The organism is Bizionia sp. M204, from assembly GCF_023205095.1.
GTDB classification, from domain to species: domain Bacteria; phylum Bacteroidota; class Bacteroidia; order Flavobacteriales; family Flavobacteriaceae; genus Algorimicrobium; species Algorimicrobium hallyeonense.
The window spans coordinates 2,008,229-2,033,831 of record NZ_CP046242.1; the positions used below are offsets into that span (position 1 = coordinate 2,008,229).

At 33.9% G+C, this 25,603-nt stretch carries 30 protein-coding genes; 14 read left to right on the forward strand and 16 right to left on the reverse strand.

The genetic code is table 11. The features are described from left to right. Position 1: 1 nt before the first annotated feature. The 3 genes from GMA17_RS09155 to GMA17_RS09165 all read right to left on the reverse strand — a co-directional run bounded on the left by GMA17_RS09155 (position 2) and on the right by GMA17_RS09165 (position 1,587). Positions 2–316, reverse strand: a complete 315-nt coding sequence (locus GMA17_RS09155; RefSeq protein ID WP_248395291.1) for a rhodanese-like domain-containing protein — start codon at positions 314–316, stop codon at positions 2–4. A gap of 138 nt (positions 317–454) precedes the next feature. Then, the gene (locus GMA17_RS09160) at positions 455–1,066 is read right to left on the reverse strand and encodes a thioredoxin family protein (protein WP_248395292.1); all 612 of its coding nucleotides are present in this window, start codon (positions 1,064–1,066) and stop codon (positions 455–457) included. A gap of 5 nt (positions 1,067–1,071) precedes the next feature. Beyond that, entirely contained in the window at positions 1,072–1,587 is a 516-nt protein-coding gene (locus tag GMA17_RS09165; protein ID WP_371922359.1) for a TlpA disulfide reductase family protein, read from the reverse strand. A gap of 295 nt (positions 1,588–1,882) precedes the next feature. Between GMA17_RS09165 and GMA17_RS09170 the strand changes: the two genes are divergently transcribed. The 8 genes from GMA17_RS09170 (at position 1,883) to GMA17_RS09210 (ending at position 9,940) form a co-directional block, all read left to right on the forward strand. Further along, positions 1,883–3,286 carry an anthranilate synthase component I family protein gene (locus GMA17_RS09170; RefSeq protein ID WP_248395294.1) on the forward strand — a complete coding sequence of 468 codons (1,404 nt, stop codon included), beginning with the start codon at positions 1,883–1,885 and terminating at the stop codon, positions 3,284–3,286. Between the two features lie 2 nt (positions 3,287–3,288). Further along, complete coding sequence (locus GMA17_RS09175) at positions 3,289–3,864, forward strand: aminodeoxychorismate/anthranilate synthase component II (protein ID WP_248395296.1); 576 nt, start codon at positions 3,289–3,291, stop codon at positions 3,862–3,864. A gap of 228 nt (positions 3,865–4,092) precedes the next feature. Next, the gene (gene trpD / locus GMA17_RS09180) at positions 4,093–5,088 is read left to right on the forward strand and encodes an anthranilate phosphoribosyltransferase (protein WP_248395298.1); all 996 of its coding nucleotides are present in this window, start codon (positions 4,093–4,095) and stop codon (positions 5,086–5,088) included. 26 nt (positions 5,089–5,114) lie between these two features. Beyond that, positions 5,115–5,894: an indole-3-glycerol phosphate synthase TrpC gene (gene trpC / locus GMA17_RS09185; protein ID WP_248395300.1), complete on the forward strand. Its 780-nt coding sequence runs from the start codon at positions 5,115–5,117 to the stop codon at positions 5,892–5,894. Between the two features lie 2 nt (positions 5,895–5,896). Further along, positions 5,897–6,544: a phosphoribosylanthranilate isomerase gene (locus GMA17_RS09190; RefSeq protein WP_248395302.1), complete on the forward strand. Its 648-nt coding sequence runs from the start codon at positions 5,897–5,899 to the stop codon at positions 6,542–6,544. Positions 6,545–6,632: 88 nt separating this feature from the next. Beyond that, complete coding sequence (gene trpB / locus GMA17_RS09195) at positions 6,633–7,814, forward strand: tryptophan synthase subunit beta (protein WP_248395305.1); 1,182 nt, start codon at positions 6,633–6,635, stop codon at positions 7,812–7,814. Between the two features lie 9 nt (positions 7,815–7,823). Then, positions 7,824–8,588 carry a tryptophan synthase subunit alpha gene (gene trpA, locus GMA17_RS09200; RefSeq protein ID WP_248395307.1) on the forward strand — a complete coding sequence of 255 codons (765 nt, stop codon included), beginning with the start codon at positions 7,824–7,826 and terminating at the stop codon, positions 8,586–8,588. Positions 8,589–8,905: 317 nt separating this feature from the next. After that, the gene (locus GMA17_RS09210) at positions 8,906–9,940 is read left to right on the forward strand and encodes a DUF481 domain-containing protein (protein WP_248395311.1); all 1,035 of its coding nucleotides are present in this window, start codon (positions 8,906–8,908) and stop codon (positions 9,938–9,940) included. A 44-nt stretch (positions 9,941–9,984) separates the two neighbouring features. Here GMA17_RS09210 and GMA17_RS09215 read toward each other — a convergent pair whose 3' ends face one another. Genes GMA17_RS09215 through GMA17_RS09225 form a run of 3 tightly spaced genes read right to left on the reverse strand, consistent with a single transcriptional unit; the run spans position 9,985 to position 11,725 of the window. Further along, complete coding sequence (locus tag GMA17_RS09215) at positions 9,985–10,206, reverse strand: VF530 family DNA-binding protein (RefSeq protein ID WP_248395313.1); 222 nt, start codon at positions 10,204–10,206, stop codon at positions 9,985–9,987. A 1-nt stretch (position 10,207) separates the two neighbouring features. Beyond that, positions 10,208–10,420 carry a DUF6500 family protein gene (locus tag GMA17_RS09220; RefSeq protein WP_248395315.1) on the reverse strand — a complete coding sequence of 71 codons (213 nt, stop codon included), beginning with the start codon at positions 10,418–10,420 and terminating at the stop codon, positions 10,208–10,210. A 3-nt stretch (positions 10,421–10,423) separates the two neighbouring features. After that, positions 10,424–11,725: a DEAD/DEAH box helicase gene (locus GMA17_RS09225; RefSeq protein ID WP_248395316.1), complete on the reverse strand. Its 1,302-nt coding sequence runs from the start codon at positions 11,723–11,725 to the stop codon at positions 10,424–10,426. Between the two features lie 221 nt (positions 11,726–11,946). Here GMA17_RS09225 and GMA17_RS09230 point away from each other — a divergent pair, with 221 nt between their 5' ends. The 4 genes from GMA17_RS09230 to GMA17_RS09245 all read left to right on the forward strand — a co-directional run bounded on the left by GMA17_RS09230 (position 11,947) and on the right by GMA17_RS09245 (position 15,468). Beyond that, positions 11,947–12,090, forward strand: a complete 144-nt coding sequence (locus tag GMA17_RS09230; protein WP_248395318.1) for a hypothetical protein — start codon at positions 11,947–11,949, stop codon at positions 12,088–12,090. A gap of 143 nt (positions 12,091–12,233) precedes the next feature. Further along, the gene (locus GMA17_RS09235; RefSeq protein WP_248395320.1) at positions 12,234–12,833 is read left to right on the forward strand and encodes a SprT-like domain-containing protein; all 600 of its coding nucleotides are present in this window, start codon (positions 12,234–12,236) and stop codon (positions 12,831–12,833) included. Between the two features lie 62 nt (positions 12,834–12,895). Next, positions 12,896–13,975, forward strand: a complete 1,080-nt coding sequence (locus tag GMA17_RS09240) for a mannose-1-phosphate guanylyltransferase (protein WP_248395322.1) — start codon at positions 12,896–12,898, stop codon at positions 13,973–13,975. Between the two features lie 2 nt (positions 13,976–13,977). Beyond that, positions 13,978–15,468, forward strand: coding sequence for a TIGR00341 family protein (locus tag GMA17_RS09245; RefSeq protein WP_248395324.1), 1,491 nt, complete (start codon positions 13,978–13,980; stop codon positions 15,466–15,468). On the opposite strand, the gene GMA17_RS09250 is transcribed toward GMA17_RS09245, so the two are convergent. Both GMA17_RS09250 and GMA17_RS09255 read right to left on the reverse strand, forming a co-directional pair. Next, positions 15,465–16,232 carry an ABC transporter ATP-binding protein gene (locus GMA17_RS09250; RefSeq protein WP_248395327.1) on the reverse strand — a complete coding sequence of 256 codons (768 nt, stop codon included), beginning with the start codon at positions 16,230–16,232 and terminating at the stop codon, positions 15,465–15,467. The genes GMA17_RS09245 and GMA17_RS09250 overlap by 4 nt on opposite strands. Continuing rightward, a complete protein-coding gene (locus GMA17_RS09255) occupies positions 16,229–16,966 on the reverse strand; it encodes an ABC transporter permease (protein WP_248395329.1) in 738 nt (245 codons plus the stop codon). The genes GMA17_RS09250 and GMA17_RS09255 overlap by 4 nt, the downstream gene beginning before the upstream one ends. 107 nt (positions 16,967–17,073) lie before the next feature. Here GMA17_RS09255 and pafA point away from each other — a divergent pair, with 107 nt between their 5' ends. Next, positions 17,074–18,747 (forward strand): alkaline phosphatase PafA, encoded by a 1,674-nt coding sequence (gene pafA, locus GMA17_RS09260; protein WP_248395331.1) that lies wholly within the window; start codon positions 17,074–17,076, stop codon positions 18,745–18,747. 38 nt (positions 18,748–18,785) lie between these two features. On the opposite strand, the gene GMA17_RS09265 is transcribed toward pafA, so the two are convergent. The 6 genes from GMA17_RS09265 to rsfS all read right to left on the reverse strand — a co-directional run bounded on the left by GMA17_RS09265 (position 18,786) and on the right by rsfS (position 23,583). Next, positions 18,786–19,052, reverse strand: a complete 267-nt coding sequence (locus GMA17_RS09265; RefSeq protein WP_066254621.1) for an acyl-CoA-binding protein — start codon at positions 19,050–19,052, stop codon at positions 18,786–18,788. Next, positions 19,052–19,702 carry a phosphatidylserine decarboxylase family protein gene (locus GMA17_RS09270; RefSeq protein ID WP_248395333.1) on the reverse strand — a complete coding sequence of 217 codons (651 nt, stop codon included), beginning with the start codon at positions 19,700–19,702 and terminating at the stop codon, positions 19,052–19,054. Before GMA17_RS09270 ends, GMA17_RS09265 begins: the two co-directional genes overlap by 1 nt. Position 19,703: 1 nt before the next feature. Continuing rightward, a complete protein-coding gene (locus GMA17_RS09275) occupies positions 19,704–20,513 on the reverse strand; it encodes a phosphatidate cytidylyltransferase (RefSeq protein WP_248395335.1) in 810 nt (269 codons plus the stop codon). 1 nt (position 20,514) lies between these two features. After that, a complete protein-coding gene (locus GMA17_RS09280; protein ID WP_248395337.1) occupies positions 20,515–21,135 on the reverse strand; it encodes an LUD domain-containing protein in 621 nt (206 codons plus the stop codon). A 117-nt stretch (positions 21,136–21,252) separates the two neighbouring features. Next, a complete protein-coding gene (ftsH, locus tag GMA17_RS09285) occupies positions 21,253–23,202 on the reverse strand; it encodes an ATP-dependent zinc metalloprotease FtsH (RefSeq protein ID WP_248395339.1) in 1,950 nt (649 codons plus the stop codon). 9 nt (positions 23,203–23,211) lie between these two features. Then, the gene (gene rsfS / locus GMA17_RS09290) at positions 23,212–23,583 is read right to left on the reverse strand and encodes a ribosome silencing factor (RefSeq protein ID WP_248395341.1); all 372 of its coding nucleotides are present in this window, start codon (positions 23,581–23,583) and stop codon (positions 23,212–23,214) included. Positions 23,584–23,678: 95 nt separating this feature from the next. On the opposite strand from rsfS, the gene GMA17_RS09295 reads away from it, so the two are divergent. Beyond that, a complete protein-coding gene (locus tag GMA17_RS09295) occupies positions 23,679–24,410 on the forward strand; it encodes a biotin--[acetyl-CoA-carboxylase] ligase (RefSeq protein ID WP_248395343.1) in 732 nt (243 codons plus the stop codon). Here the strand turns inward: GMA17_RS09295 and GMA17_RS09300 are convergent, their stop codons facing one another. Continuing rightward, positions 24,411–24,806, reverse strand: a complete 396-nt coding sequence (locus GMA17_RS09300; RefSeq protein WP_248395345.1) for an SRPBCC family protein — start codon at positions 24,804–24,806, stop codon at positions 24,411–24,413. It lies immediately after the preceding gene. A 43-nt stretch (positions 24,807–24,849) separates the two neighbouring features. After that, positions 24,850–25,494 carry an orotate phosphoribosyltransferase gene (gene pyrE, locus GMA17_RS09305; RefSeq protein ID WP_248395347.1) on the reverse strand — a complete coding sequence of 215 codons (645 nt, stop codon included), beginning with the start codon at positions 25,492–25,494 and terminating at the stop codon, positions 24,850–24,852. Positions 25,495–25,603 lie beyond the last annotated feature (109 nt).

The following is a 25,603-nucleotide window of genomic DNA, read 5'->3' on the forward strand; positions in this document are numbered from 1 at the left end:
TCTATGGTTCAATGACTTCACCTGTCCATTCCGTAAAACCACCCATTAAATTATAAGCATTTTCAATTCCTAATTGATTCATAATTGCACAAGCTTGCGCACTACGTCCTCCAGATCTACAATAGATATAATAATTTTTTGAAGCATCTAAAGTTTGAATTTTCTCCATAAATACCTGACTCTGAAAAATATCCAATTGTTCAGCATTAGGAATCATACCTTCCGCTACTTCTTCATCTGTACGAACATCTATAATAACGGCTTCAGGATCTTTTTCTAATTGCTCACGCCAAGCGGCTTGTGTTAAATCTGACATATTAATTTTAATTTCTTCAAAATTACTACTTATTCATTAATAGACGAAAAAAAATCCGAAATGTTACGTTCCGGATTTCTTAATCTTTTCTAATGGTTCTGCCAAACGCTATAATTCACAGAAAACAATTTAATTTCATTACACCTTTATCGTACAACCAATGGCACGTGTATGTGTTTCTTTAATGGTTTTTCCTGCCAACAAAGCATCCACAGCATTTTCAACATATTTCTGATTCACTGCATTGGCATCTTGATAATTATCATCAATAGCACCAATATATTTTACCTGATTGCCATTGGCTGTTTTTTCCAAAATATAGACATGAGGCGTTTTCGTAGCCCCATATTGGGGATAAATTTTCTGTCCTTTATCCATTAAATATGGAAATGTAAAACCTTTGGCTTTGGCTCTAGCTCTCATTGCTTCCATGCTATCCCCTTTTTGAACATCCGGGTTATTGGGCATAATAGCAATAACTGGATATCCTTTTGATGCATATTTTTTATCCAATGCGGTAATACGGTCTTCATAAGCCACTGAATATGGACACGTATTACATGTGAAAATCACGATAAAACCCTTGGCGTCTGTGTAGTCTTTTAAAGAAACCATATTGCCATCTATATTCTCTAAGCTAAAATCCGTTGCTATATCACCTACTTTGTAACCCGCATCTTCTGTTTTTACGGTAAAAGCAAAAAAGGAGATTACTGCTAACAGCACAAATGTTGTTTTAAGTGTTTTCATTATTATTATTTTAAAAATTTATTAAGTTCTGTTTGTAATTCTTTATAGGTGAAAGTTTGCTCATAAAAAGCTCTTTTATCCTTATTGTAAATAAGTGTTGCGGGAATAGCACCACTCCACTCCGCACTCACTTGTGGAATCCAACTATTTGCATCCACATCATTTAAAACTAAAATATCAGACTGCAAATTATGCTTACTTATAAAGGGTTTAAGTTTGCTTTCATATTGATGTGGAAAATCTAAACTCACCAATAAAACCTTCACATTTTCAGATTGATAATCGTTTCCTAACTTTTCAAAAGCTGGTAGTTCTTTAATACAAGGCGCACACCAAGTTGCCCAAAAATTAACCACATAAACGGTATCATCCGTTTTATTTAAAAAAGGCTTTAGTCCTTCAAAGTCATAAATAGCGAGACTATCTTTAACCTCTTCAATATGTGTATTGGCATTTTGAGTTTGTTCTTTTTTAGAAATATCTTGACAACTCCAAACGGTAAGCACCAAAAAAAATAACATATATTTCATCTGATAAAAATACATATTTGTTTTTAATTGATTTGCTGTTTAACAAACATTTAAACGAACAGAATCCTTTTTAAACCATTTTTATGCAATAATTTTTGGTTAGTTAAATTTTCATTTTATATTTGACCTATATTAAAATACTCATGAACACAATTTTAAATCATACGTGGTGGTGGAACAATCGAAACTCAAAATTCGTGAACTAATCCTATCCGTATATTTAAATTAAACATACTTAAAAAGGCTTGTCATTCACGACAAGCCTTTTTTTTTTGAAATCATATTTATGAAAACATTTAGTCTTTACACACATTATAAAAAAATACTTGCCGATACTATTACACCTGTGAGTGTGTATCTGAAAATTCGCGATAAATTCCCGAATAGTATTTTATTGGAAAGTAGCGATTATCATGCTAACGATAATTCATTCTCTTATATCTGTTGCAATCCTATTGCGTCTATATCCGTGAAAAATGAAGAAATCACCCAAGACTTTCCTGATGGCAGCCAATTGATTCATAAAATTTCAAAAAAGAATGATGTGGTGGATAGTATTCATAAATTCACCAAGCGTTTTAAAATACATTCGGACACCGATTTTAAATTTATAAACAATGGTGTTTTTGGGTATATGGCTTATGATGCGGTTCGCTATTTTGAAGATATTTCTATCGCTAAAAAAGAAGGTCATCAAGATATTCCTGATATTTACTATGCCGTTTATCAAAATATTATAGCCATTAATCATCATAAAAATGAAGCTTATATTTTTGCACATTGTTTTAACACAGAAACAAATATTAATGAGGTTTTACAACTCATTACCTCCCGAAACTTTGCTGCATTTAACTTTTCAACATCAGGAGAAACCACGTCCAATTTAACTGATAATGCCTATAAAGAACAAGTAGAACTCGCTAAACAACATTGCGCGCGAGGAGATGTTTTTCAGTTGGTATTATCTAAAAAATTCTCCCAAAAATTTAAAGGCGATGAGTTTAATGTCTATCGTGCCTTACGAAGTATTAATCCTTCTCCTTACCTATTTTACTTTGATTATGGCGATTTTAAAATCTTTGGAAGTTCGCCAGAAGCACAATTAGTAGTAAAAGGAGATCAAGCAGAAATCCATCCCATCGCGGGAACGTTTAAACGAACGGGTAATGATGAAAAAGACGCTATTCTTGCCAAACAGCTTTCTGAAGATGATAAGGAAAATGCCGAACACGTTATGTTGGTAGATTTAGCACGAAATGATTTAAGTCGCCATGGCAGTCAGGTAAAAGTTGAAACCTACCGAGAAGTCCAATTCTTTTCACATGTTATTCATTTGGTAAGTAAAGTTATTGGCAAAAAGCATGCAGAAACAACTACTATGCAAATGGTTGCAGATACATTTCCTGCAGGAACATTAAGTGGTGCTCCTAAACATAAAGCTATGCAACTCATTGAAAAATACGAAACAACGAGTCGTGATTTTTATGGAGGTGCTATCGGTTTTATGGATTTTCATGGTAATTTTAATCATGCCATTATGATTCGGACTTTTTTAAGTAAAAATCACGAATTACATTGGCAAGCTGGCGCCGGATTAGTGTCCAAATCAGATCCTGAAAGTGAATTACAAGAAGTATATAATAAATTAGGCGCTTTAACAAAGGCGATAGAATTGGCAACCGATATTTAAAAATGGAAAACAAAACACACATATTAGTTATTGATAACTACGATAGTTTCACCTATAATCTGGTACATTATTTAGAAGATTTGGATTGCGAAGTGACTGTAAAACGAAATGACCAACTCACTTTAGAGGAAGTTGATGCGTTTGATAAAATTGTGTTATCTCCAGGACCAGGTATTCCAGATGAAGCAGGTTTACTAAAAGCCATCATCCAAAAATATGCATCCACAAAAAGCATTTTAGGAGTTTGCCTAGGCCAACAAGCTATTGGCGAAGTGTTTGGCGGAACCTTAACCAATTTAGAAACGGTGTTTCATGGTGTTGCTACACAAATTACAGTATCAGTTGATGATGAAGCACTTTTTAATGGATTAGGGAAAAGCATGGCAGTTGGTCGTTACCATTCATGGGTTGTTCAAGAAAATTTACCTGATGTTTTAGAAGCAACATCCTTTGATGACAATGGGCAAATAATGTCACTTCGTCATAAAGTATTTGATGTTCGTGGTGTTCAGTTTCATCCAGAATCTGTTTTAACACCAAATGGGAAACAGATGTTAGCCAATTGGCTGAAGAGTTAAATAGATAAAAGAAATGATTCAAAATAAGGCGTAAAATATTGGAGGTTTTTAGTTATAAAAATATGAGGTTGTGATTTGTTATTGTGTTATTTGGATATTCAGTTATTAAGTCGTGACACCAATATAACGCATAACTCATTAATTCGTTAACCGAATAACTCAAAAAATAAAAATAGCTCCTAGAAAAAAGTAGGGTTCCGTCTTAAACGAGAACATAATATCAAGAAGATGAAAAACATACTTAACAGACTTATTAATCAAGAGCACATTTCCAGCGATGAAGCTAAAGGTGTATTGGTTAATATTTCGAGAGGCAACTACAATCAAAGCCAGATTGCATCATTTTTAACGGTTTATATGATGCGAAATATTACGCTTGAAGAACTTCAGGGCTTTCGTGATGCTTTACTAGAGTTGTGTATTCCTGTAGATTTAAATGGTTATAACGCCATAGATTTATGCGGTACTGGAGGCGATGGTAAAGACACCTTTAACATTTCAACTTTGGCTTCATTTGTTACAGCTGGAGCTGGTGTACATGTTTCAAAACATGGTAATTACGGCGTATCTTCTGCTTGCGGATCATCCAATGTCATGGAGCATTTGGGGATTAAATTTAGTAGCGATATAGGTTTTTTAAAAACCTGTTTGGACGATGCAGGCATATGTGTACTGCATGCGCCTTTGTTTCATCCAGCCATGAAAAATGTAGCACCAATTCGTCGGGAATTAGGCGTGAAAACATTTTTTAATATGTTAGGCCCTATGGTTAATCCGTCCTTTCCAGAAAATCAACTTGTAGGTGTTTTTAGTTTAGAATTGTTGCGCCTCTATAGTTATCTCTATCAAAATTCAGATAAAAAATATAGCATTGTCCATGCTTTAGATGGCTATGATGAAATATCATTAACAGGTTCCGCAAAAGTGATTAATAATGCATCAGAAAAAATGATTAACCCTAGTGATTTTGGTGTGGAAACACTCTCACAACAAGCTATTCATGGTGGTGATTCGGTTGCTTCCTCTGCAAAAATATTCACGCATATATTAGATGGACAAGGCACCATTGCCCAAAACAATGTGGTTTGTGCCAATGCCGCTTTAGCTATTTCTACAGTTAAAAACATACCCATTTCAGAAAGCTTTGCATTAGCCAAAGAATCCTTGCATAGCGGTCAAGCTAAAAAACGATTTAAAAAATTAGTGGCTTTAAGTAAAAAATAAAAACATCTATAAATACGAAATTGGTCATGGATATATTAGAAAAAATAGTTGCAGATAAACGCTTGGAAGTTGCATTAAAAAAACAACTTATTCCTTCATTGCAATTGGAGCAATCTGTTTTATTTGAACGCGAAACCATTTCGCTCGTTAAAAATTTACAACATAGTCCTTTCGGTATTATTGCGGAACATAAACGACGCTCACCTTCCAAACAGGTTATCAATCACAATTTAAATGTATTTGATGTAGCCCAAGGCTATGAAAAAGCGGGTGTTTCTGGGATGTCCGTTTTAACGGATGGCAAATATTTTGGTGGATCATTAGACGATTTATTGTTAGCACGATCAAGTTGCAATTTGCCGCTTTTACGTAAAGAATTCATTATTGATAGCTACCAAATTTTAGAAGCCAAAGCCTATGGCGCAGATGTCATTTTATTGATAGCTGCCATACTAACACAAGAAGAAATTAAAAGCTTTTCAGAATTTGCTAAAAGCTTACAATTAGAAGTGTTATTGGAAGTCCATAACGAAGCAGAACTGCAGAAATCCATTATGCCGAGTTTAGATATGATTGGTGTAAATAATCGGAATCTAAAAACCTTTGAAGTCTCATTAGACACGAGTAAAATATTAAGTAATCACATTCCAAACGAATTTATAAAGATTTCTGAAAGTGGCATCAGTAATGTAGAAGCTATAAAAGAATTAAAGCCCTTTGGTTTCCAAGGGTTTTTAATTGGAGAAAATTTTATGAAGACGGATAATCCAGGTGAAAGCGCTAATCATTTTATAAACCAATTTTAGCTATGAAATTAAAAGTTTGTGGCATGAAATTTTCAGATAATATGGAAGCGGTTGCCAAGTTGGGACCCGATTATTTGGGTTTCATATTTTATAAGAAATCAGCTCGCTTTTTTGATGGTGTTATCCCAACATTACCTAATACCATTAAAAAGGTAGGTGTATTTGTAGATGCTTCACCAAAAGAAATAATAACTATTGCAAATAATTATAATTTGGATGTTGTGCAATTACATGGGAACCAAACCAAAGAATTTGTTTTAATGCTCAACGGACTCGCCACGCTTTATGCTGCCAAAGATTTTGAAGTTTGGAAAGTGTTTAGTGTTGGCCAATATTTCAATTTTAAAGATTTACAGCCTTTTGAAAATAAAGTGAGTAAATATCTTTTTGATACCAAAGGCGAACTTCAAGGCGGAAATGGATTCATCTTTAATTGGGATCTCTTAAAAGAATACCCTTCAGCAAAACCTTTTATATTAAGCGGTGGCATTGGTTTAGATGAAGTGGAACATATTAAAGAATTTTTAAAGCAAGATGTTTCAAAAAAGTGTTATGCATTGGATGTGAATAGCCAATTTGAAACAGAGCCTGGCCTTAAAAACGTGGAAACTATAAAAGAATTTAAAAACAGATTGCATCACCTCAAGTGATTTTTAAGGAACTAAAACATAGTATCGAGAAGTAAAACGGTTGGATTCATTTAATTGAATATTACGGATCTAACAACAACAAAATAATATGACTTACAATATCAACGAGAAAGGTTATTACGGAGAATTTGGAGGCGCTTTCATTCCAGAAATGCTTTATCCAAACGTGGAAGAGTTACGTCAAAAATATTTAAAAGTTTTGGCGGAGCCTGACTTTCAAAAAGAATTTAAAGCTTTACTAAAGGATTATGTAGGCAGACCGTCTCCATTGTATTTTGCCAAGCGACTTTCCAAAAAATACAAAACCAAAATCTATTTAAAACGGGAAGATTTAAATCATACAGGTGCGCACAAAATCAATAATACTATTGGACAAATTCTTATGGCGCAACGTTTAGGCAAAAAACGCATTATTGCCGAAACTGGTGCTGGACAACATGGTGTGGCAACGGCAACCGTTTGCGCTTTAATGGGATTGGAATGCATTGTTTATATGGGCGAGATTGATATGGCTAGACAAGCACCAAACGTAGCAAGAATGAATATGCTTGGCGCTAAAGTAGTGCCTGCAACTTCGGGGAGCAAAACACTAAAAGATGCGACTAATGAAGCCATACGAGATTGGATTAATAATCCGGTAGATACACACTATATTATAGGTAGTGTGGTTGGTCCACATCCCTATCCAGATATGGTATCACGATTTCAAGCTATTGTTTCAGAAGAAATAAAATGGCAATTGCAAGAACATGAAGGTAGTCCGAATCCTAATTATGTTATTGCCTGTGTTGGTGGTGGTAGCAATGCAGCCGGTGCTTATTATCATTTTTTGGAGGACACCAACGTAAAACTAATTGCTGTTGAAGCTGCTGGAAAAGGTGTTCATACTGGTGAAAGTGCTGCAACATCGGCTTTAGGGAAAATAGGAATTATTCACGGCAGCAAAACTTTATTAATGCAAACTACTGATGGCCAAATAACAGAGCCTTATTCTATTTCCGCAGGATTGGATTACCCAGGTGTTGGCCCCATGCATGCGCATTTATATCAATCTGGTCGTGCAGAATTTCTAGCCATAACAGACAACGAAGCTATGGAAGCAGGTTTAGAATTATGTCAGTTAGAAGGTATTATTCCGGCTATTGAAACGGCTCATGCCTTGGCTGTATTTAAAACGAAGTCATTCCAACCCGATGATATAGTTGTATTAAGCCTTTCCGGTCGTGGTGATAAAGATTTAAGCACGTATAGCGATTATTTTAATTTATAAATGAAATTCATGAATAGAATCAATCAAAAATTACAGGAAAACAAAAAGCTATTATCCATCTATTTTTCAGCCGGTTACCCCAATTTAAAAGATACCGTTCCCATTATTCAAAAACTGGCAGAAAACGGTGTGGATATGATTGAGATTGGATTGCCTTTTAGTGACCCTCTTGCTGATGGCCCAACTATTCAGGCAAGTTCTACAAAAGCGTTAAAAAATGGCATGACGACAGAGGTGCTTTTCAATCAGCTAAAAGATATTCGGAAAACCGTTTCAATTCCATTAATTATTATGGGGTATTTCAATCCCATTCTACAATATGGCGTAGAAGCATTCTGTAAGAAATGTCAAGAAATTGGTATTGATGGCTTCATTATTCCAGATTTACCTGTAGATGTTTATCATGATAATTATAAAGCGCTTTTTGAAAAATACAACCTCATAAACGTGTTTTTAATTACGCCTCAAACATCAGACGAGCGAATTCGTTTTATTGATAGTGTTTCCAATGGATTTATTTATATGGTTAGCAGCTCTAGCGTAACAGGAAGTCAGTCCACATTTGGTAAGGCAGAACTTGATTATTTTAAACGAATTGCCACCATGAACCTCAAAAATCCACAAATAATTGGTTTTGGGATTTCCACGAATGAAACCTTCAACCAAGCAACCGAATATGCAAAAGGCGCCATTATTGGAAGTGCTTTTATCAAGCATCTTGAAAATACAGGTATTGAAAAAATTCATAATTTTATAAAATTCATACAACCATAAATATTCAGGGATGATTAAAATTCTTAACGACGGGAAGTTATTGCTTCTATTATGCCTCACATTGGGACTTGCTCCCTTTTTTCCTGAACCACACGTTTGGGGAAAATTAAAATGGATAGCAGGAGGCGCTGTTGGTATGCAACCCATGGATTGGCTTGATCTGTTATTTCATGGTTTTCCATTCCTTTTACTATTAAGATATCTAGTTCTCAAAATTGTTTTAAAAAAAATATAGTCAAATTCTCATTTTGACTGAAAATTTTTATTATTATCTTTAGAAATCCAACCTAGACCGATTAATTATGCGAAAAAATTACATGAAAAATAAATCTTTTTCAAGTTCTCTCATTCTTTTACTATTCATTTTGCTTTCTCAAATTTCCTGGTCGCAAAACGATACGATTGTATTAAAAAACAATGATAAAATTATTGGTGAAATAAAATCGATGGACAGAGGTGTGGTTACAGTTAAAACGACCTACAGTGATTCAGATTTTAAAATTACTTGGATAGATATAAAAAGTGTAAGGAGTAATCAAACCTACTTATTAACACTCTCCAATGGCAAAAGAATAAACAGTTCCATAAACACAAAGCCTGGTGATGATACCAAAGTAACCATAATGGATGATGGCACTGAACTTGTTATACCCATTAAAGATATTGTATATATTAAACCCGTAAAAAATGATTTTCTCTCACGAATTGTCGCATCGGTTTCCGTTGGGTATAACATTACAAAAAGCAATAATTTAAGGCAGTTTTCCGTAAGCAGTAATTTAAGCTATACTGCCTACAAATGGCTTTTAACAGGTAGTTATAATTCTGTAAGAAGCAATCAAGACGATGTTGCAGAAACAAAACGTACCGATGCAAGTGTTGGTTTTAACTATTTTATGAAGAATGACTGGTTCTATGCCACGGAAGCAAATTTTCTCTCTAATGATGAGCAAAAATTAAAATTACGATCAACTATTAAAGGTGGTTTAGGTAAATATTTCGTGCATTCCAATAAATTGTTCTTCGGTGGTGGCTTTGGTGTGGCTTGGAACAATGAAAGTTTTAGTGATGAATTTAACACCAACCGTAACTCCATGGAAGCTTATGGAAACCTAACATTAAATATGTTCGATTTTAGCGATTTTAGTTTAAATACAGACCTTACTTTTTATCCGAGTTTAACTGAAGGCGGCCGATATCGTGTGGATTATAATTTAAATTTAAAATATGATTTACCATTAGACTTTTTTGTAAAACTAGGCCTAACCTATAACTACGACAGCAAACCAGTTGAAGGTGCATCGGATTCAGATTACGTATTTCAATCCACTTTTGGCTGGGAATTTAATTAAAAGTAGTTTTTAGAAAACTGAAACGCCATGCTATACAAGCATCTTTATTTATTATCCAACATATTTAGGTACATGTCCTCAACCTTTTTCCGAGCCCAAGGTGTGCGTCTTAAAAACTTTAAACTGGATTTAACCGAAGGGTTATCTGTAAAACATTTTATTTTTATAGTATAACCCATATACTCCCAACCATAATGCGCTTCTAGGTCTAAAATAATTTTCTCAAGCGTTATACCATGTAATGGATTATTTGGTTGTTGCTCCATATTACAAACTAACTAGATCTTTAATTTTCACCGCTTTTTCAAAATGATCCAATTGGTGTGTTTCAATCCACCAAGTTGCAGCTTCCATTAACAATTTTGGGTTATTATTTTTATTTTCAAAAAAAGCATAGAAAGACAAGCCAACATTTTCGCCTTTCTGTGCTATTTTAGTATTGCAAACGTGAATTATTTTCGACCTTAATTCTGGACTCATAATCTAATCTCTTCTACTTTTTGGCCGTCTATTGGACGTACGACTCTCATTAGATCTATTTGATTTTCTAGACGAATTATCTGAAGGTTTTCTAGAATTAGATTGGTTTTTTTTAGGGCTTCGCTGTTTACTTCTACCTTGGCCTTGTTTTATAGGTTGTGTAGATGCATTAGGATCTGGTTCAAAACCTTCTAAAATAGTTACGGGAATTCGCTCACCGACCAATTTTTCAATATCGCGTAAAAATGTTGTTTCATCAGCACTTACTAATGAAATAGCCTCACCACTTGCTCCTGCTCTACCTGTTCTACCAATACGGTGAACATAATCTTCTGAAATATTCGGTAATTCAAAATTAATAACATGTGGTAATAGTGGAATATCCAAACCACGTGCTGCAATATCGGTTGCTACCAAAACACTTATTTTGCTAGATTTAAAACCAGCTAATGCCTTGGTTCTTGCACCTTGACTTTTATTTCCATGAATAGCGGCAGCCGTAATACCGCTGCTTATCATTTTTTTACATAGTTTATTGGCACCATGTTTTGTACGTGTAAATACAAGAACTTGATTCCAATTACCATCTAAAATCAGTTTAATAATTAAATCTGTTTTTTTGGCTTTAGCAACGCGATAAACCTTTTGAGTAATAGCATCCACGGTCGAGTTTTCTGGAGTTGCTTCAACCATTACAGGCTTCCGTAAAATACCATTTGCCAGTTTTTTAATGTCTTTTGAAAACGTGGCCGAAAACAATAAATTTTGTCTTTTAGCTGGCATTAAGGCCATAATACGTTCAATATCACGTAAAAAACCCATATCTAACATTCTGTCAGCCTCATCAAGTACAAGAATTTCAACCTGCTTTAATGAAATAACACCTTGATTTTGTAAATCTAATAGGCGTCCTGGTGTTGCTACCAAAATATCAACGCCACGATTAAGAGAGGCTACTTGCGGTTTTTGGTTGACACCTCCAAAAATAACTAAAGCACGTAAATCTGTAAATTCACTATATGACTTAACATTTTCATAGACTTGTGCTGCTAATTCCCGTGTTGGTGTTAAAATTAAGGCACGAATAGGTCTTCGATTAGAAGCTTGTGTTTGTGATAGTATTTGTAATAACGGAAGTGTAAAACCTGCCGTTTTTCCTGTTCCCGTTTGCGCGGATGCTAATACATCCCGTCCTTCAAGAACTGCTGGAATTGCTTTTTGCTGAATTGGCGAAGGTGTTTCATAACCTTGCTTACTGACCGCTTTTAAAAGGGCGTCAGACAAACCTAATGTTTTAAATGACATATAACGTATTTGTGAAGTGATAACCTAATAAATACAGATGTCACTCCTTTTGTTAGCCGCAAAGGTAAACTTATTTAATTCCAAATCTTGGTATCTGGCAGTTTTTATCACAATTCAATGCCGAGAACAGTTTAACATTTAATAACCTGATTTTAAGATAGTTTTAATAAAACATTAGGCATTTTTCATTATATTAAAGTAAACTTAAAAAGATATAAATTATGGGAACTATAACCGACAAAAGAAAATTTAAACCAACCAAAGAACAGAAAAATCCAACAAATCCAACCGGAAATACCAATATTAAAACCAACGATTTTGATATTGATAAAAAGACTATTAAAAATCAAAAAAACAAAGAATAATTATTTCTTTTTTTTTGATAGAAAAGCCAATTTCATTACCATGAATTTGGCTTTTTTTTATGTTTATTTTTACTAATAATAGTTATTAAAAATAACTCGCTTCTATCCTAAATAATGATACGGGAATTGCGTTATTTTGCAATATGGAAAACACCTTAAAATCTTATATTCCTAGTGCTGCTATTCCACAGATAATGGCACTATTGGACCATGATGATTTAACTGTGAAAATTAAGACGGAACGTAAAACGCGTCATGGTGATTATAGACGGTTGGCCAACGGAAAGCATGAAATTACTATAAATTCCAACTTAAATTCCTATCGTTTTTTAATCACGTTGATTCATGAAATTGCTCACTTTGAAGCTTATAAAGCCTTTGGAAAACATATTAAGCCGCATGGAAAAGCTTGGAAACACACGTTTCAAAAATTGATGTTACCATTTTTAAATCCAGCTATTTTTCCAATGGATTTATTACCACTTTTGGCCAATCACTTTAAAAACCCAAAAGCTAGTAGTGATACAGATATAAAATTAGCATTCGCTTTAAAACAATTTGATCCACAAAATGACAAAACCTATGTGTTTGAAATCCCATTTGGGCATCACTTTAAACTATATAATGGTAAAGTTTTTAAAAAGGGCAATAAACGTGTAAAACGAATTGAATGTATTGAAATTAAAACAGGAAAATTGTATCTTTTCAACCCAAATGCAGAAGTAGACGTTATAAATGATTAATGAATATCTTTCCAAACAAGGTCCTTTAAACAGGTGTTTTTGGTAAGATTAAATGAAACTAAATGAATAAAAATTATTACGCCATATTAATGGCAGGAGGTGTTGGCTCGCGTTTCTGGCCAGTAAGCACTCAAGATTTCCCAAAACAATTTCATGATATGTTAGGAACTGGTGATACGCTCATTCAGAAAACCTTCAGCCGATTAAGTAAGCTTATTCCTAAAGAAAATATTTTCATTCTCACCAATGAACGTTATAACGATTTGGTTTTTGAACAACTTCCTGAAATAACCAAACGTCAGGTTGTACTGGAACCAGCCATGCGAAATACAGCACCTTGTATTCTATATGCATCTTTAAAAATTCAGAAAGAAAATCCAGATGCCTTAATGATTGTCGCTCCAAGTGACCATTGGATTGAAGATGAAGCTGCCTTTACTACCAATGTAAAGCAGGCTTTTGAGTTTTGTAAATCTTATGATGCACTCATGACTTTAGGTATTAAGCCAACATTTCCAAACACAGGCTATGGTTATATTGAATACGATAAAACGACCGAAACCGATATTAAACCTGTAAAACAATTTAGAGAAAAACCCAATTATAAAACGGCTAAAGCATTTATAGAACAGGGCAATTTTCTGTGGAATGCAGGAATTTTTATGTGGAGTGTTTCGAGCGTTATTGATGCTTTTAAAAACAACCAATCGGAATTATTTACACTTTTTGAAAGTGGAATATCGGCTTACAACACCGAAAAGGAAGCCGCCTTTATAGCCGAGAATTATGGTAAGGCTGAAAATATTTCAGTGGATTATGCTATTATGGAATCCTCAAACAACGTGTATGTCCTTCCTGCTACTTTTGATTGGAATGATTTAGGAACTTGGGGTAGTTTGTATGATAAATTAGATAAAGACACCAACAAAAATGCGGTTGTAAATGCGCAAACCTTAACCGAGGATGCATCAGGAAACATGATCAGGACCGACGGGAAAAAACTCGTTGTAATTGATGGTTTAACCGATTATATCGTAGTGGACAAAGCGGAAGTTTTACTTATCTTTCCAAAGTCTAAAGAACAAGATATTAAAGAAACATTGCAACGCGTTAAAGATAATTTTGGAGACCAATTCATTTAAACATGGAAGAAAATAAGTTTAACTTTTCTGAAGAAGAAGAAACAAAAAAAGAAACTGCTGCTGAAGACGCAAAAAGCGAAGCGGCTGTTGAAGAATCTAAAAAAGCAGTAAAAAAAGATGCAAGAGGTCTTTTTGAAAACATTAAAAAATTCTTAATTGAATTATTAGATTTTCGTGAAGATACAGATCGTGATGAAACGACCGAAGCTATTAAAAGAGACATATCGTTTAAAGGGGCAACTGCTTGGATTTTAGTATGTTCTATTTTTGTTGCATCTATTGGATTAAATGCCAATTCCACAGCAGTTGTTATTGGTGCCATGTTAATATCCCCACTTATGGGTCCAATTTTAGGTATTGGTTTATCTGTAGCTGTTAATGATATAGACACCATGAAACGGTCGTTAATAAATTTAGCCACCATGATTGTGTTGAGTTTATTAACCGCGTATCTTTTCTTTTGGTTATTTCCATTGAGCGAAGACACGTCGGAATTATTAGGACGTGTACAGCCAGATATTCGTGATGTATTAATTGCCTTTTTTGGTGGAGCAGCCTTAATTATAGCCAAAACAAAACGTGGTACTATTGCTTCTGCCATTTTTGGTGTAGCCATTGCAACCGCTTTAATGCCACCATTATGTACGGCTGGTTACGGATTAGCTAAAGGTAATTGGCCATACTTTTTTGGGGCTATGTACTTGTTTATAATCAACACCATTTTTATTGCATTGGCCACATTTATTGTAGTAAAAGCATTACGATTCCCAATGTTGAGATACGCCAATTCTAAAAGGCGTAAGCGCACTGCCCAAATTGCCTCTTTTTTGGCAATTATAGTTATGGTACCTGCCGGTTTCACGTTTTGGAAAGTACTACAGGAAAGTAATTTTGATACAGAAGCTAAACGTTTTGTAGATAATGAGCTAAAAGGTTTGCCCCAATATGAGTACATTAAAAAGAATACCATTCCTAAATTTAACGATGGTGACTCCTATATTGAATTTAACACCTATGGTTTAGGTGAAATTCCTGAATCTACAATTGGATTGATAAAAAGTAAAACATCAGATTATCCAGCCCTAGCCAACACGCGAATTATTTTTAATCAAAGTCGTACAGAACAGTATGATAATATGAAGTACATGGAACAAATTAGGTTTCGTGACTCGGTTGATTTAATTTACCAAACACAAAAAATTAGTTTATTGGAAGATCGTGTTAAAATGCTATCTGCTTATGAGAAAAATACCATTCCATTTGACGATGTAATTAAAGAAGTTAAAATTAACTACGAAAATTTAGACCGATTTAGCTATTCTAGTGAAATTGCATCAGATTTTAAAAAGATAGATACTGTTTCGGTGTTTTCAGTAAAATGGAATAAAGACAAAATGAATTCGGCAGGAATTGCTAAAGAGCAAGATAAATTAGAACGGTGGTTGAAAGTAAAATTAAAATTGGACACGCTGGTTGTAAGACAAATAAATTAAGCGCGCTCTTCTATATACATTTGGCGCACTTTTTTAAAAAGATCTGAAGAGTAAACAAAGTTTGTAACGGCTTCATTGTCGGTTTTAAAAATATTATTCTTAGAGCCTTCCCACTCTTTTAAACCATTTTTTAAGAACACAATTTTCTGACCAATTTCCATAACGGAATTCATATCGTGAGAGTTGATAACCGTAGTCATATCATATTCTTCCGTAATTTCTTGAATCAAATTATCAATTACCATAGCAGTTTTAGGATCTAAACCCGAGTTCGGTTCATCGCAAAATAGATACTTCGGTTTATTTACAATAGCACGCGCAATAGCAACCCGTTTTTGCATACCTCCAGAAGCTTCACTTGGAAATTTATTGTGATCATCCTCTAAATTAACACGCTCCAAAACAAATTCAGCGCGTTCTTTCATTTCACTTTTACTTTGCTTGGTAAACATCCGTAGAGGAAACATTACATTTTCTAAAATCGTCATGGAATCAAACAAGGCACTACCCTGAAAAACCATGCCCATTTCCGCACGCAAGTCGCTTTTTTGGTCATCCGATAATTTCGAATATACTTTACCATCATACTCAATAGCACCATCCTCTGGCGTAAACAAACCCAACAAACATTTTAAAAAGACGGTTTTACCAGATCCACTTTGTCCAATTACTAAACTTGTTTTACCCTTTTCAAAAGTAGTAGAAATACCTTTTAAAATATGGGCATCTCCAAAGGACTTATGTAAATTTTTTACTTCTATCATGATAATAGTAATTGAGTTAAAATATAGTTACAAAGTATAATTACAACACTAGTCCATACAAACGAAGTAGTACTTGCTTTACCAACTTCCAATGCACCACCACGCATATAAAATCCATAATAGGACGGAATGGTAGCTAATAGGAAGGCAAAAATAACTGTTTTAATAAAGGCATAGGTAATATGAAAGGGTATAAAATCTTCTTGAACACCTATAATATAATCTTCAACAGTACTATAGCCACCATAATAACAAGCCGCTAAACCACCAACGATACCTAAAAACATGGCAATAGAAATAACAAATGGGTACAACATAAGGGCTACAAATTTTGGAAACACCAAATAATTAACCGCGTTGATACCCATAACTTCTAGGGCATCAATTTGTTCTGTAACACGCATGGTTCCAATACTAGAAGTTATAAACGACCCTACTTTACCCGCCATAATTACCGAAATAAAAGTAGGCGCAAACTCTAAAATAACCGACTGTCTAGTTGCAAACCCAATAAGCGTTTTCGGAATTATTGGACTTGTCATGTTTAGGGCTGTCTGAATAGTAACAACACCACCCACGAAAAATGAAATAAAAGCCACGATACCTAATGATCCTATAATTAAATCATCAATATCATTAAAAATTAAACGTTTCATAACCGACCATTTTGTGGGTTTATGAAACATAGCCTTAATCATTAAAAAATAAGTACCAATATTGTGTAGGTATGTCATTCTGCTTTTTCTTCTTGCTAAAATAAAAAACAAATATGTATTTAACGGTAATTTTAATTAGGGATATTTAAAAATCCTTACTTTTGAATTATAAATTCCCTTTCAAAATGAAAAATAGTATTTTAATTGTAATTATCCTCTTTACATTCAGTGCTTGCCAAGCTCAAAAAACACCTTTAAAGGCTACAAGTACTTCAGAAAAAAGCATATCTAACAGCAATCCAAAATTAGTGGTTGGGATTGTTGTAGACCAAATGAGATATGATTATTTAACTCGTTTTTACAACAAATACGCTGAAGGTGGATTTAAACGCATGATGAATGACGGTTTTAACTGTAAAAACAATCATTTTAATTACATTCCAACCTACACAGGACCCGGACACGCATCGGTTTTCACGGGAACCACACCAAAATATCACGGTATTATAGCCAATAATTGGTATGATAAAGAAATAAAAGAATCTGTGTATTGCGCTGGCGACGATAATGTTCAACCTATTGGCACACTAGATGATGCAGGAAAAATGTCGCCACACCGTATGCAAACCACATCATTTGCCGATGAAAATCGTTTGTTTACACAAATGAAAGGAAAAACTATTGGTATTTCTATGAAAGATAGAGGTGCTATTTTACCCGCAGGACATGCTGCCAACGCTGCGTATTGGTTCCATGGAAAAGATGAAGGGCAATGGATTAGTAGTTCGTTTTACATGAATGAGTTACCAGAATGGGTTAAACAATTTAATTCAGCAGATACAGCTGAATCATATTTAAAAGTTTGGCATACGCTTTATCCTATTGAAACATATACTGAAAGCGGACCCGATTTAAATGATTTTGAAGGTGGTTTTAAAGGTCAAGAAACAGCAACTTTCCCCTATGATTTGGAGCAACTAAAAACGGATAACAAAGGATTTGACATTTTAAAAGCTACGGCATACGGAAATAATTTAACAACTGATTTTGCCATAGCTGCCATTGCTGGCGAACAATTAGGCCAAGATAATATAACAGATATCTTAACTTTAAGCTACTCAAGCACAGATTATGTAGGTCATAATTTTGGAGTTAACAGCAAGGAAATTCAGGACACGTATTTACGACTGGATTTAGATCTTGAACGCTTTTTCAATTATTTGGACAAAACCGTTGGGGAAGGTGAATATACTATATTTTTAACTGCCGATCATGGAGCTGTTGATGTACCTTCCTATTTAACCTCAATTAAAATCCCTTCTGGTTATTTAAATAATAAAGAAACCAAACAAAAATTTAGCGCTTTTATCACGGAAAGATTTGGCGTGGAAGATTTAATAGAAAATGTGAGTAATAATCAGATATTTTTGAATAGAGATAAAATTTCAGAACTAAAATTAAATTTAGCTGATGTACAAGAAACTATTGTAAACGAATTAATAAAGTATGAGCGTGTTGCAAAAATTTACACCGCAACAACCATGCACAATACATCATTTACAACAGGAATTGAATCCTTGTTACAGAATGGCTATAACCAAAAGCGCTCTGGAGATGTTTTAATAGTACCAGATGCGGCCTACATTTCATATAGTAAAACAGGTTCAACTCATGGTAGTGGTTTTAATTATGATACGCATGTACCTTTATTATTCTTCGGAAAAGGTATAGCAAAGGGTAGTACATTGGAAAAAACAGTAATTCCAGATATTGCACCCACTATATCGGCAATGTTAGGAATTAGCTTCCCAAATGGGGCAACCGGAAAACCACTAGAGTTTGTATTGGATAATCAATAAAAAAGGTAGGGAACAACTAAAAAAGTAGAATAGCTTACTTATTTTCTATAAAGGAAATAATTATTGACTAACTCAATATAAGTTTCTTTAGCCTCGTCTTCCGTGATGTTTTGAATTTGAAACAATGCATTTGTTTTAAAAGCGGAAATTAGGGGCTTGCTACTACTCGGTCTACTATAATCATTAGTTGCTTTTTTGAAATAAGCATATAATCTTAATAAAAAGTCAGCAGGAAAAGGCTCATGATGATCGTTAATTCTATCAACAGCTTCTTTAAAGGCGATATCTAATTCTTCAGAAGTCATTATTTTTCAGCTATAATACTTTCAGCACCACGAACTTTTTGGTTAAGTGATACGTTAATTTTTGCATCTAAAGGTAAAAATAAATCTACACGTGAACCAAATTTTATAAATCCAGAGTCGCTTCCTTGATTTATTTGTTGTCCTTCTTTAGCATAGTTAACAATTCGTTTTGCTAGGGCTCCAGCAATTTGTCTATATAGTATAGGTCCGAAAATTTCATTTTCTACAACCACCGTCGTACGTTCGTTCTCTTCGCTTGCTTTTGGGTGCCATGCTACTAAATATTTACCTGGATGGTATTTACTATACACAACTTGCCCACCAATAGGATATCTTGTAACATGTACATTTATAGGCGACATAAAGATACTAACCTGTAAACGTTTTTCATTGAAATATTCTTTTTCAAAAACCTCTTCAATAACTACAACCTTGCCATCCACTGGTGAAACAATATGGTTATCATTATATGAAGTTTGCCTTTTTGGGTTTCTAAAGAATTGTAAAATCAATAATAAAAACAATAGCAACCCTATCATGATAATCATGTTAAGCCATGGTAATACCACGTAAGTATCTGATATCAAAAATAACGCTACAACAACGATTAGCGTAATTAAAATAATTTTATGTCCTTCTTTATGAAACATACTATATAATTTCTAAAAACAAATGAATAAAAGGTGCTGCAAAGATAATACTATCTAACCGGTCTAACAACCCGCCATGACCCGGCATTATAACACCACTATCTTTAACACCAGCTTGGCGTTTAAATTTGGATTCTATTAAGTCTCCCAAAGTTCCAAAAACACTAATTATAATTGCTAATATTAGCCAATTATTAAAACTTAATGTTTCGGTAAAGGTAGCAATAAAATAGCTAGCTACGGATGAAAAAAATAATCCACCTATAAAGCCTTCCACCGTTTTCTTTGGTGAAATTTTTTCGAAAAGCTTCTGTTTCCCAAAATTCTTACCCACCAAAAAGGCAAAGGTATCATTTACCCAAACCAAAATAAAAGCGCCTAATAGAATAAACGGATTGTACTCACTATTATAATTTGCAATCAATACAAGAAATACAAAAGCACTAGATAAATAAAAGGTTGAGAGTAAAAATCGTTTGGAAATAAATAATGGAATTCGTTTTTCTGCAAATAAGTCTTTAATTAAAAGTAGTTGCACAAAAATCGTAATTACTTGTAGAATACGCGTGGCTGCACTTAAACCCGCATCTGTTTTCATGAAAAACTGCCAATAACCAAATATTAAATACATGAGTGTAAAAATCACATAAGGCCAAAAAGATTTATAGCCAATAAGTTTTTTAAATTCTCCCATACATATCAATCCGAAAATAAAAAACAGGATTATTAAAGCGTGTTCGTTTAATAGAGACACCATTAACAATGAAACATATAACAAACCCGTAAAGGATCTTATAAGGATTTCTTTCATGCTATAGGTCTTCTAACAGAAGTAAGTATAAATTTTTAGAATTGCTACCATAACTCATAAAATCATTTTCTTTCTCTTTATTTTCTGAAGTTTTAAAATGTTTTATGGTGGTGATATTTGTGGGTATTCTTTTTGAATTGTTGTTTTTTATTCCTCGTAAACCTTCTCCAATATTAGCTGTAATTTGGCTAGTTGTGGCAAAAACAATAAAATTTTCAGGAAATTCAATTAATTTCTTTTCTGCTATTTGGTTGGAGGAAATCAATAACGAACCATCATCCGCAATTAAGTTTTCGCAGGTGGTTAAAAAATATTCGGCGTCAGTACTGACACGTGTTACATTTAAATCAGAATTTTTGAATTTTTGGTTTAATTGCTCATCATAGATTAACACACTTTTCTCTTCCCAATCATTTTCAATAATGATATTGTTTAAGCTATCAAAAATTTCATCTAAATTTTCGCAATACAGAAACTTACCACCATTAGCCTTGAAGTTTATTGTAAACCGCTCATCTATAGGTAATTTAATTTCTGGCATATACTTGCCTCGCTCATTAGATTTTAATTCCTTGTCTGAATCAACAGATTTGGAACCAAAAATTTTTCTAAATAGACTCATTTATGTTTTTGCTATTAAATACGAGTAATTTAAGGTGTTTTTCAAATATAAAAAATCTTAAACGAACCGTAAGGCTAATTTAAGATTTTTAATAAATGTTAACAGAAAAATTTTGATTTATTCTTCTTCTTCGGTATCGATCACATGTTTATCAAATGGTCGTTTTCCAAATATTTTTTCTAAATTATCTTTAAAGATAACTTCTTTTTCCAATAGCACGTTAGCTAATTCGGTTAATTTATCTTTATTTTCTTCAAGAAGTTTAATAGCACGTTGGTACTGTTCTTCTATGATTCTAGAAATTTCGTCATCAATTAATTCCGAGGTTTTCTCACTATAAGGTTTTGTAAAACCGTATTCGTTTTGTCCTGAAGAATCATAATAGGTTAAATTCCCAACTTTGTCACTTAAGCCATAAACCGTTACCATAGCACGTGCTTGTTTGGTCACTTTTTCTAAATCGCTTAATGCACCCGTTGAAATTTGATTGAAAATTACTTTTTCAGCCGCACGACCGCCTAAAGCAGCGCACATTTCATCTAGCATTTGTTCGGGTCTAACAATTAAGCGTTCTTCTGGTAAATACCATGCTGCTCCTAATGAACGTCCACGAGGTACAATAGTAACTTTTACTAAAGGTGCTGCATGTTCTAACATCCAACTTACGGTTGCGTGACCAGCTTCATGATAGGCTACAGCTTTCTTCTCACCTGACGTTATAATTTTATTTTTCTTTTCAAGTCCTCCTACAATTCTATCTACGGCATCCAAGAAATCTTGTTTATCTACGGCTTTTTTACCATTTCTAGCGGCAATTAACGCGGCTTCGTTACAAACATTAGCAATATCAGCTCCAGAGAAACCTGGTGTTTGCTTAGACAAGAAGTCAATATCTAAATCTTCTGCCTTTTTTAAAGGCCTTAAATGCACTTCAAAAATTTCCTTACGCTCACGAACATCTGGCAGGTCCACAAAAATTTGTCTATCAAAACGTCCTGCACGCATTAATGCTTTATCTAAAACATCTGCTCGGTTGGTTGCTGCCAATACTATGACGTTTGTATTAGTACCAAAACCATCCATTTCTGTTAGTAATTGGTTTAAGGTGTTTTCACGTTCATCATTAGAACCTGACATATTATTTTTACCACGAGCACGACCAATAGCATCAATTTCATCAATGAAAATAATAGCTGGCGATTTCTCTTTGGCTTGTTTAAATAAATCTCGCACTCTAGAGGCACCAACACCTACAAACATTTCCACGAAATCTGAACCAGACAATGAAAAGAACGGCACTTTTGCTTCACCAGCAACGGCTTTAGCTAATAATGTTTTACCCGTTCCTGGAGGTCCTACTAATAAGGCTCCTTTAGGGATTTTACCACCTAAATTGGTGTATTTTTCTGGATTTTTAAGGAAGTCAACAATTTCTTGAACTTCTTCTTTAGCACCTTCTAAACCGGCAACATCTTTAAAGGATGTTTTAACATCTGTATTCTCATCAAATAGCTTAGCACGTGATTTACCAATATTAAATATTTGACCACCAGCTCCACCACCAGAACCACCAGACATACGTCTCATTATAAAAATCCAAACGCCTATTAATAAAATAAACGGTAGTAATCCTATTAGGAAATCGCCCCAAACATTCTGTTCTGTTTTGTACTCAATTTTTGGTTTTGGGTCTAAATCTTCCGCTTGTATAACTTTGGCTATATCATCTTCAAAATTTTGAAGATCACCAAATTCAAATCGATAATTTGGTAGTTTGGTTGCCGTTGGCAATAACGATGTAGGTTTGGATTTTTTATGTACATCTTTTGCTTCTGCTTCAGATGTTAAATATACTTTGGCTTCGCGCCTGTTTACAATTTCTACTTTATCAACATCGCCATCTTTTAAAAATGTCATGAATTGTGATGGTGTTGTTGGATTTGTTTCATCAAATCCGCTTCCTCCCAACACTTGCATGGCTATAAATAGCACGATTACGCCACCATAAATCCAATACATATTGAATTTAGGTTTCTTGTTTTTATCTTTCTTGGTATCCTTGTTCATTAATATCCCTTAATAGTTTGTTTCAATTACCGTTGTTTTTGCGTCACCCCAAAGGCTTTCAATATCATAATACTCGCGTATGTGCTTCTGAAAAACATGAACTACTACGTTCACATAATCCATTAAAACCCATTCAGCATTATCCGAACCTTCAATATGCCAAGGCTTATCTTTCAGTTCTTTACTTACTTTTTTCTGGATGGAATTTACAATGGCATTTACTTGTGTGTTCGAAGCACCTTCGCATATTATGAAGTAGTCGCAAACCGTGTTTTCAATCTCGCGTAAATCTAATATATTTATGTCTTTTCCTTTTACGTCCTCAATTCCGCTTAAAATAGTAGCTATCAATTGGTCTGCATTGATTTGTTTTTTTGCCATTCACTTAAATTAATTTGTGCAAAGTTATTATTTTTTAGTTCTTTATACCGTAAAAAAATCATAAGATTTTACCTGTATAGTCAATAATTCACCGAATGCATATAATCAAACTTGATGCCACCGATTCTACCAACTCGTATTTAAGAGCATTAAGTACAAACAGCACCTTGGCAGATTATACTATTGTTAGCGCCAAGCACCAAACTCATGGACGCGGGCAACGTGGCACAAACTGGCAGTCTGAAACCGATAAGAACCTGATGTTTAGCGTGTTCAAGAACGTTTCATTCTTGGGTTTTCAAGACAATTTCTTTATAAGTATGGTTACTTCTTTAGCCCTAATTAAAACCTTGCAACAGTTTTTAATACCCAAACTAAGCATAAAATGGCCTAACGACATTTTGTCAGAGGACAAAAAAATCTGTGGCATTCTTATAGAAAACACCGTTAAACAAAATGCTTTTGGAGGTACTATAATAGGTATTGGACTCAATGTTAACCAAACGCAATTTAAAGATCTTCCTAATGCAACTTCCTTACAGCTAATTGTAGGCACGCCTTTAAACACTGATGAATTACTGTTAAGCATTGTAACCAATTTAAAATTTTATTTCAATCAGTTAAAAACCAATCAACACAAACTTTTAAAAGAAACATACGAAAGTTACCTGTTCAGAAAAAACAAGCCTTCAACCTTTAAAGATCAAGAAGGTAATTTATTCACAGGATACATTCAGGGTGTGACAAGTTTAGGAAATCTTCGCGTTTTATTAGAAGATGAAATAATTGCCGAGTATGAGTTAAAAGAAGTTACGCTGCTATATTAATTATACAGCTTTTGGCATATTGCTAGCTAATGTTTCAAGAAATTTTGAAATAGGCCCTTTTATCATCATGGCCATCATAGCATTGAATTCGCCGCTAAATTGAAGTTGTACTTCACTTGTATTTGCATCAATTTCTGTTATATTCCCGATTAAAGAAAAGTCCAATTTTCCACCAGCAGCTCCAAGAACAATTTTATTTGGTGGTATCATTTCCTTTTTCTTAAGAATAATTTCGGGCATTCCCTTTAATGCAAATAAAAATTTATCCTCGCCTAACACTTCAAATTTACTAATGTTATCAGGCATTAATTTTTCAAAGTTTTTAATATCTGACAAGAAGTTAAACACCGTTTCAGGTGATTTATTGATAGTTGTTTTTGGAGATTCTAAATTCATAATAAGTATATAATATAAGTTTGTAATATTTGTTTTAATACTATCAATTAGCGTTCCATTCTGCTGGATTGGCATTCCAAGAAGCTAAAATACCTTGTTCTTTAGTGGATATATAATTAGTATGGTAGGCTTCATCTAAAAGTGAATTGTAATCACTTAAGGTTGTTAAATGCACATTCTCTTTCTCAAAATTTTCTTTTGAAATATTAAAACCATAAGTAAAAATGGCCATCATACCTTTAACATTCGCATGATTTTCTTTTAAAGCGCGAACAGCATTTAAGCTACTTTGTCCCGTACTAATTAAATCCTCAACCACAACCACGTTTTGTCCAGGCTCCAAATGTCCTTCAATTTGGTTTTGGCGACCATGACTTTTAGCTTCAGGTCGAACATATACAAATGGCAACCCCAAATACTCCGCAACCAACATACCAATACCTATAGCTCCAGTTGCTACACCGGCAATAACATCTGGTTTGCCATATTGTTTTTCAATTTGCTTGGCCATGGTTTCACGAATGTAATTTCGGATTGGTGGATAAGAAAGTATAATTCTATTATCACAATAAATAGGCGATTTCCATCCCGAAGCCCATGTAAAGGGTTCTGTAGGCCGTAATTTTATGGCATTTACCTGAAGTAGAACTTCGGCAGTTTTTCTGGCAGTGTCTTTATTAAAAATCATAGCTGCAAAATTACACTTTTTTACGTAATCTGCATTTTTAAAATATGATTTAAAATTAATTTTTTAAATCTATTGCTATCCTATTATTTTTAATATTTTTACAAAACCT

Bases quoted from the DNA above. Each gene is read 5' to 3' on its own strand.
- pyrE (WP_248395347.1), bottom strand. From the start codon at position 25,494: ATGATTTTTAATAAAGACACTGCCAGAAAAACTGCCGAAGTTCTACTT.
- GMA17_RS09265 (WP_066254621.1), bottom strand. From the start codon at position 19,052: ATGACTTCTGAAGAATTAGATATCGCCTTTAAAGAAGCTGTTGATAGA.
- GMA17_RS09215 (WP_248395313.1), bottom strand. From the start codon at position 10,206: ATGGAGCAACAACCAAATAATCCATTACATGGTATAACGCTTGAGAAA.
- GMA17_RS09300 (WP_248395345.1), bottom strand. From the start codon at position 24,806: ATGAATTTAGAATCTCCAAAAACAACTATCAATAAATCACCTGAAACG.
- GMA17_RS09165 (WP_371922359.1), bottom strand. From the start codon at position 1,587: ATGTTATTTTTTTTGGTGCTTACCGTTTGGAGTTGTCAAGATATTTCT.
- ftsH (WP_248395339.1), bottom strand. From the start codon at position 23,202: ATGAACAAGGATACCAAGAAAGATAAAAACAAGAAACCTAAATTCAAT.
- GMA17_RS09170 (WP_248395294.1), top strand. From the start codon at position 1,883: ATGAAAACATTTAGTCTTTACACACATTATAAAAAAATACTTGCCGAT.
- GMA17_RS09250 (WP_248395327.1), bottom strand. From the start codon at position 16,232: ATGATAGAAGTAAAAAATTTACATAAGTCCTTTGGAGATGCCCATATT.
- GMA17_RS09190 (WP_248395302.1), top strand. From the start codon at position 5,897: ATGAAATTAAAAGTTTGTGGCATGAAATTTTCAGATAATATGGAAGCG.
- GMA17_RS09245 (WP_248395324.1), top strand. From the start codon at position 13,978: ATGGAAGAAAATAAGTTTAACTTTTCTGAAGAAGAAGAAACAAAAAAA.
- GMA17_RS09225 (WP_248395316.1), bottom strand. From the start codon at position 11,725: ATGTCATTTAAAACATTAGGTTTGTCTGACGCCCTTTTAAAAGCGGTC.
- GMA17_RS09155 (WP_248395291.1), bottom strand. From the start codon at position 316: ATGTCAGATTTAACACAAGCCGCTTGGCGTGAGCAATTAGAAAAAGAT.
- pafA (WP_248395331.1), top strand. From the start codon at position 17,074: ATGAAAAATAGTATTTTAATTGTAATTATCCTCTTTACATTCAGTGCT.
- trpC (WP_248395300.1), top strand. From the start codon at position 5,115: ATGGATATATTAGAAAAAATAGTTGCAGATAAACGCTTGGAAGTTGCA.
- GMA17_RS09240 (WP_248395322.1), top strand. From the start codon at position 12,896: ATGAATAAAAATTATTACGCCATATTAATGGCAGGAGGTGTTGGCTCG.
- GMA17_RS09280 (WP_248395337.1), bottom strand. From the start codon at position 21,135: ATGAGTCTATTTAGAAAAATTTTTGGTTCCAAATCTGTTGATTCAGAC.
- trpD (WP_248395298.1), top strand. From the start codon at position 4,093: ATGAAAAACATACTTAACAGACTTATTAATCAAGAGCACATTTCCAGC.
- GMA17_RS09270 (WP_248395333.1), bottom strand. From the start codon at position 19,702: ATGTTTCATAAAGAAGGACATAAAATTATTTTAATTACGCTAATCGTT.
- GMA17_RS09275 (WP_248395335.1), bottom strand. From the start codon at position 20,513: ATGAAAGAAATCCTTATAAGATCCTTTACGGGTTTGTTATATGTTTCA.
- trpB (WP_248395305.1), top strand. From the start codon at position 6,633: ATGACTTACAATATCAACGAGAAAGGTTATTACGGAGAATTTGGAGGC.
- GMA17_RS09210 (WP_248395311.1), top strand. From the start codon at position 8,906: ATGAAAAATAAATCTTTTTCAAGTTCTCTCATTCTTTTACTATTCATT.
- GMA17_RS09175 (WP_248395296.1), top strand. From the start codon at position 3,289: ATGGAAAACAAAACACACATATTAGTTATTGATAACTACGATAGTTTC.
- GMA17_RS09220 (WP_248395315.1), bottom strand. From the start codon at position 10,420: ATGAGTCCAGAATTAAGGTCGAAAATAATTCACGTTTGCAATACTAAA.
- GMA17_RS09255 (WP_248395329.1), bottom strand. From the start codon at position 16,966: ATGACATACCTACACAATATTGGTACTTATTTTTTAATGATTAAGGCT.
- rsfS (WP_248395341.1), bottom strand. From the start codon at position 23,583: ATGGCAAAAAAACAAATCAATGCAGACCAATTGATAGCTACTATTTTA.
- GMA17_RS09295 (WP_248395343.1), top strand. From the start codon at position 23,679: ATGCATATAATCAAACTTGATGCCACCGATTCTACCAACTCGTATTTA.
- GMA17_RS09235 (WP_248395320.1), top strand. From the start codon at position 12,234: ATGGAAAACACCTTAAAATCTTATATTCCTAGTGCTGCTATTCCACAG.
- GMA17_RS09160 (WP_248395292.1), bottom strand. From the start codon at position 1,066: ATGAAAACACTTAAAACAACATTTGTGCTGTTAGCAGTAATCTCCTTT.
- trpA (WP_248395307.1), top strand. From the start codon at position 7,824: ATGAATAGAATCAATCAAAAATTACAGGAAAACAAAAAGCTATTATCC.
- GMA17_RS09230 (WP_248395318.1), top strand. From the start codon at position 11,947: ATGGGAACTATAACCGACAAAAGAAAATTTAAACCAACCAAAGAACAG.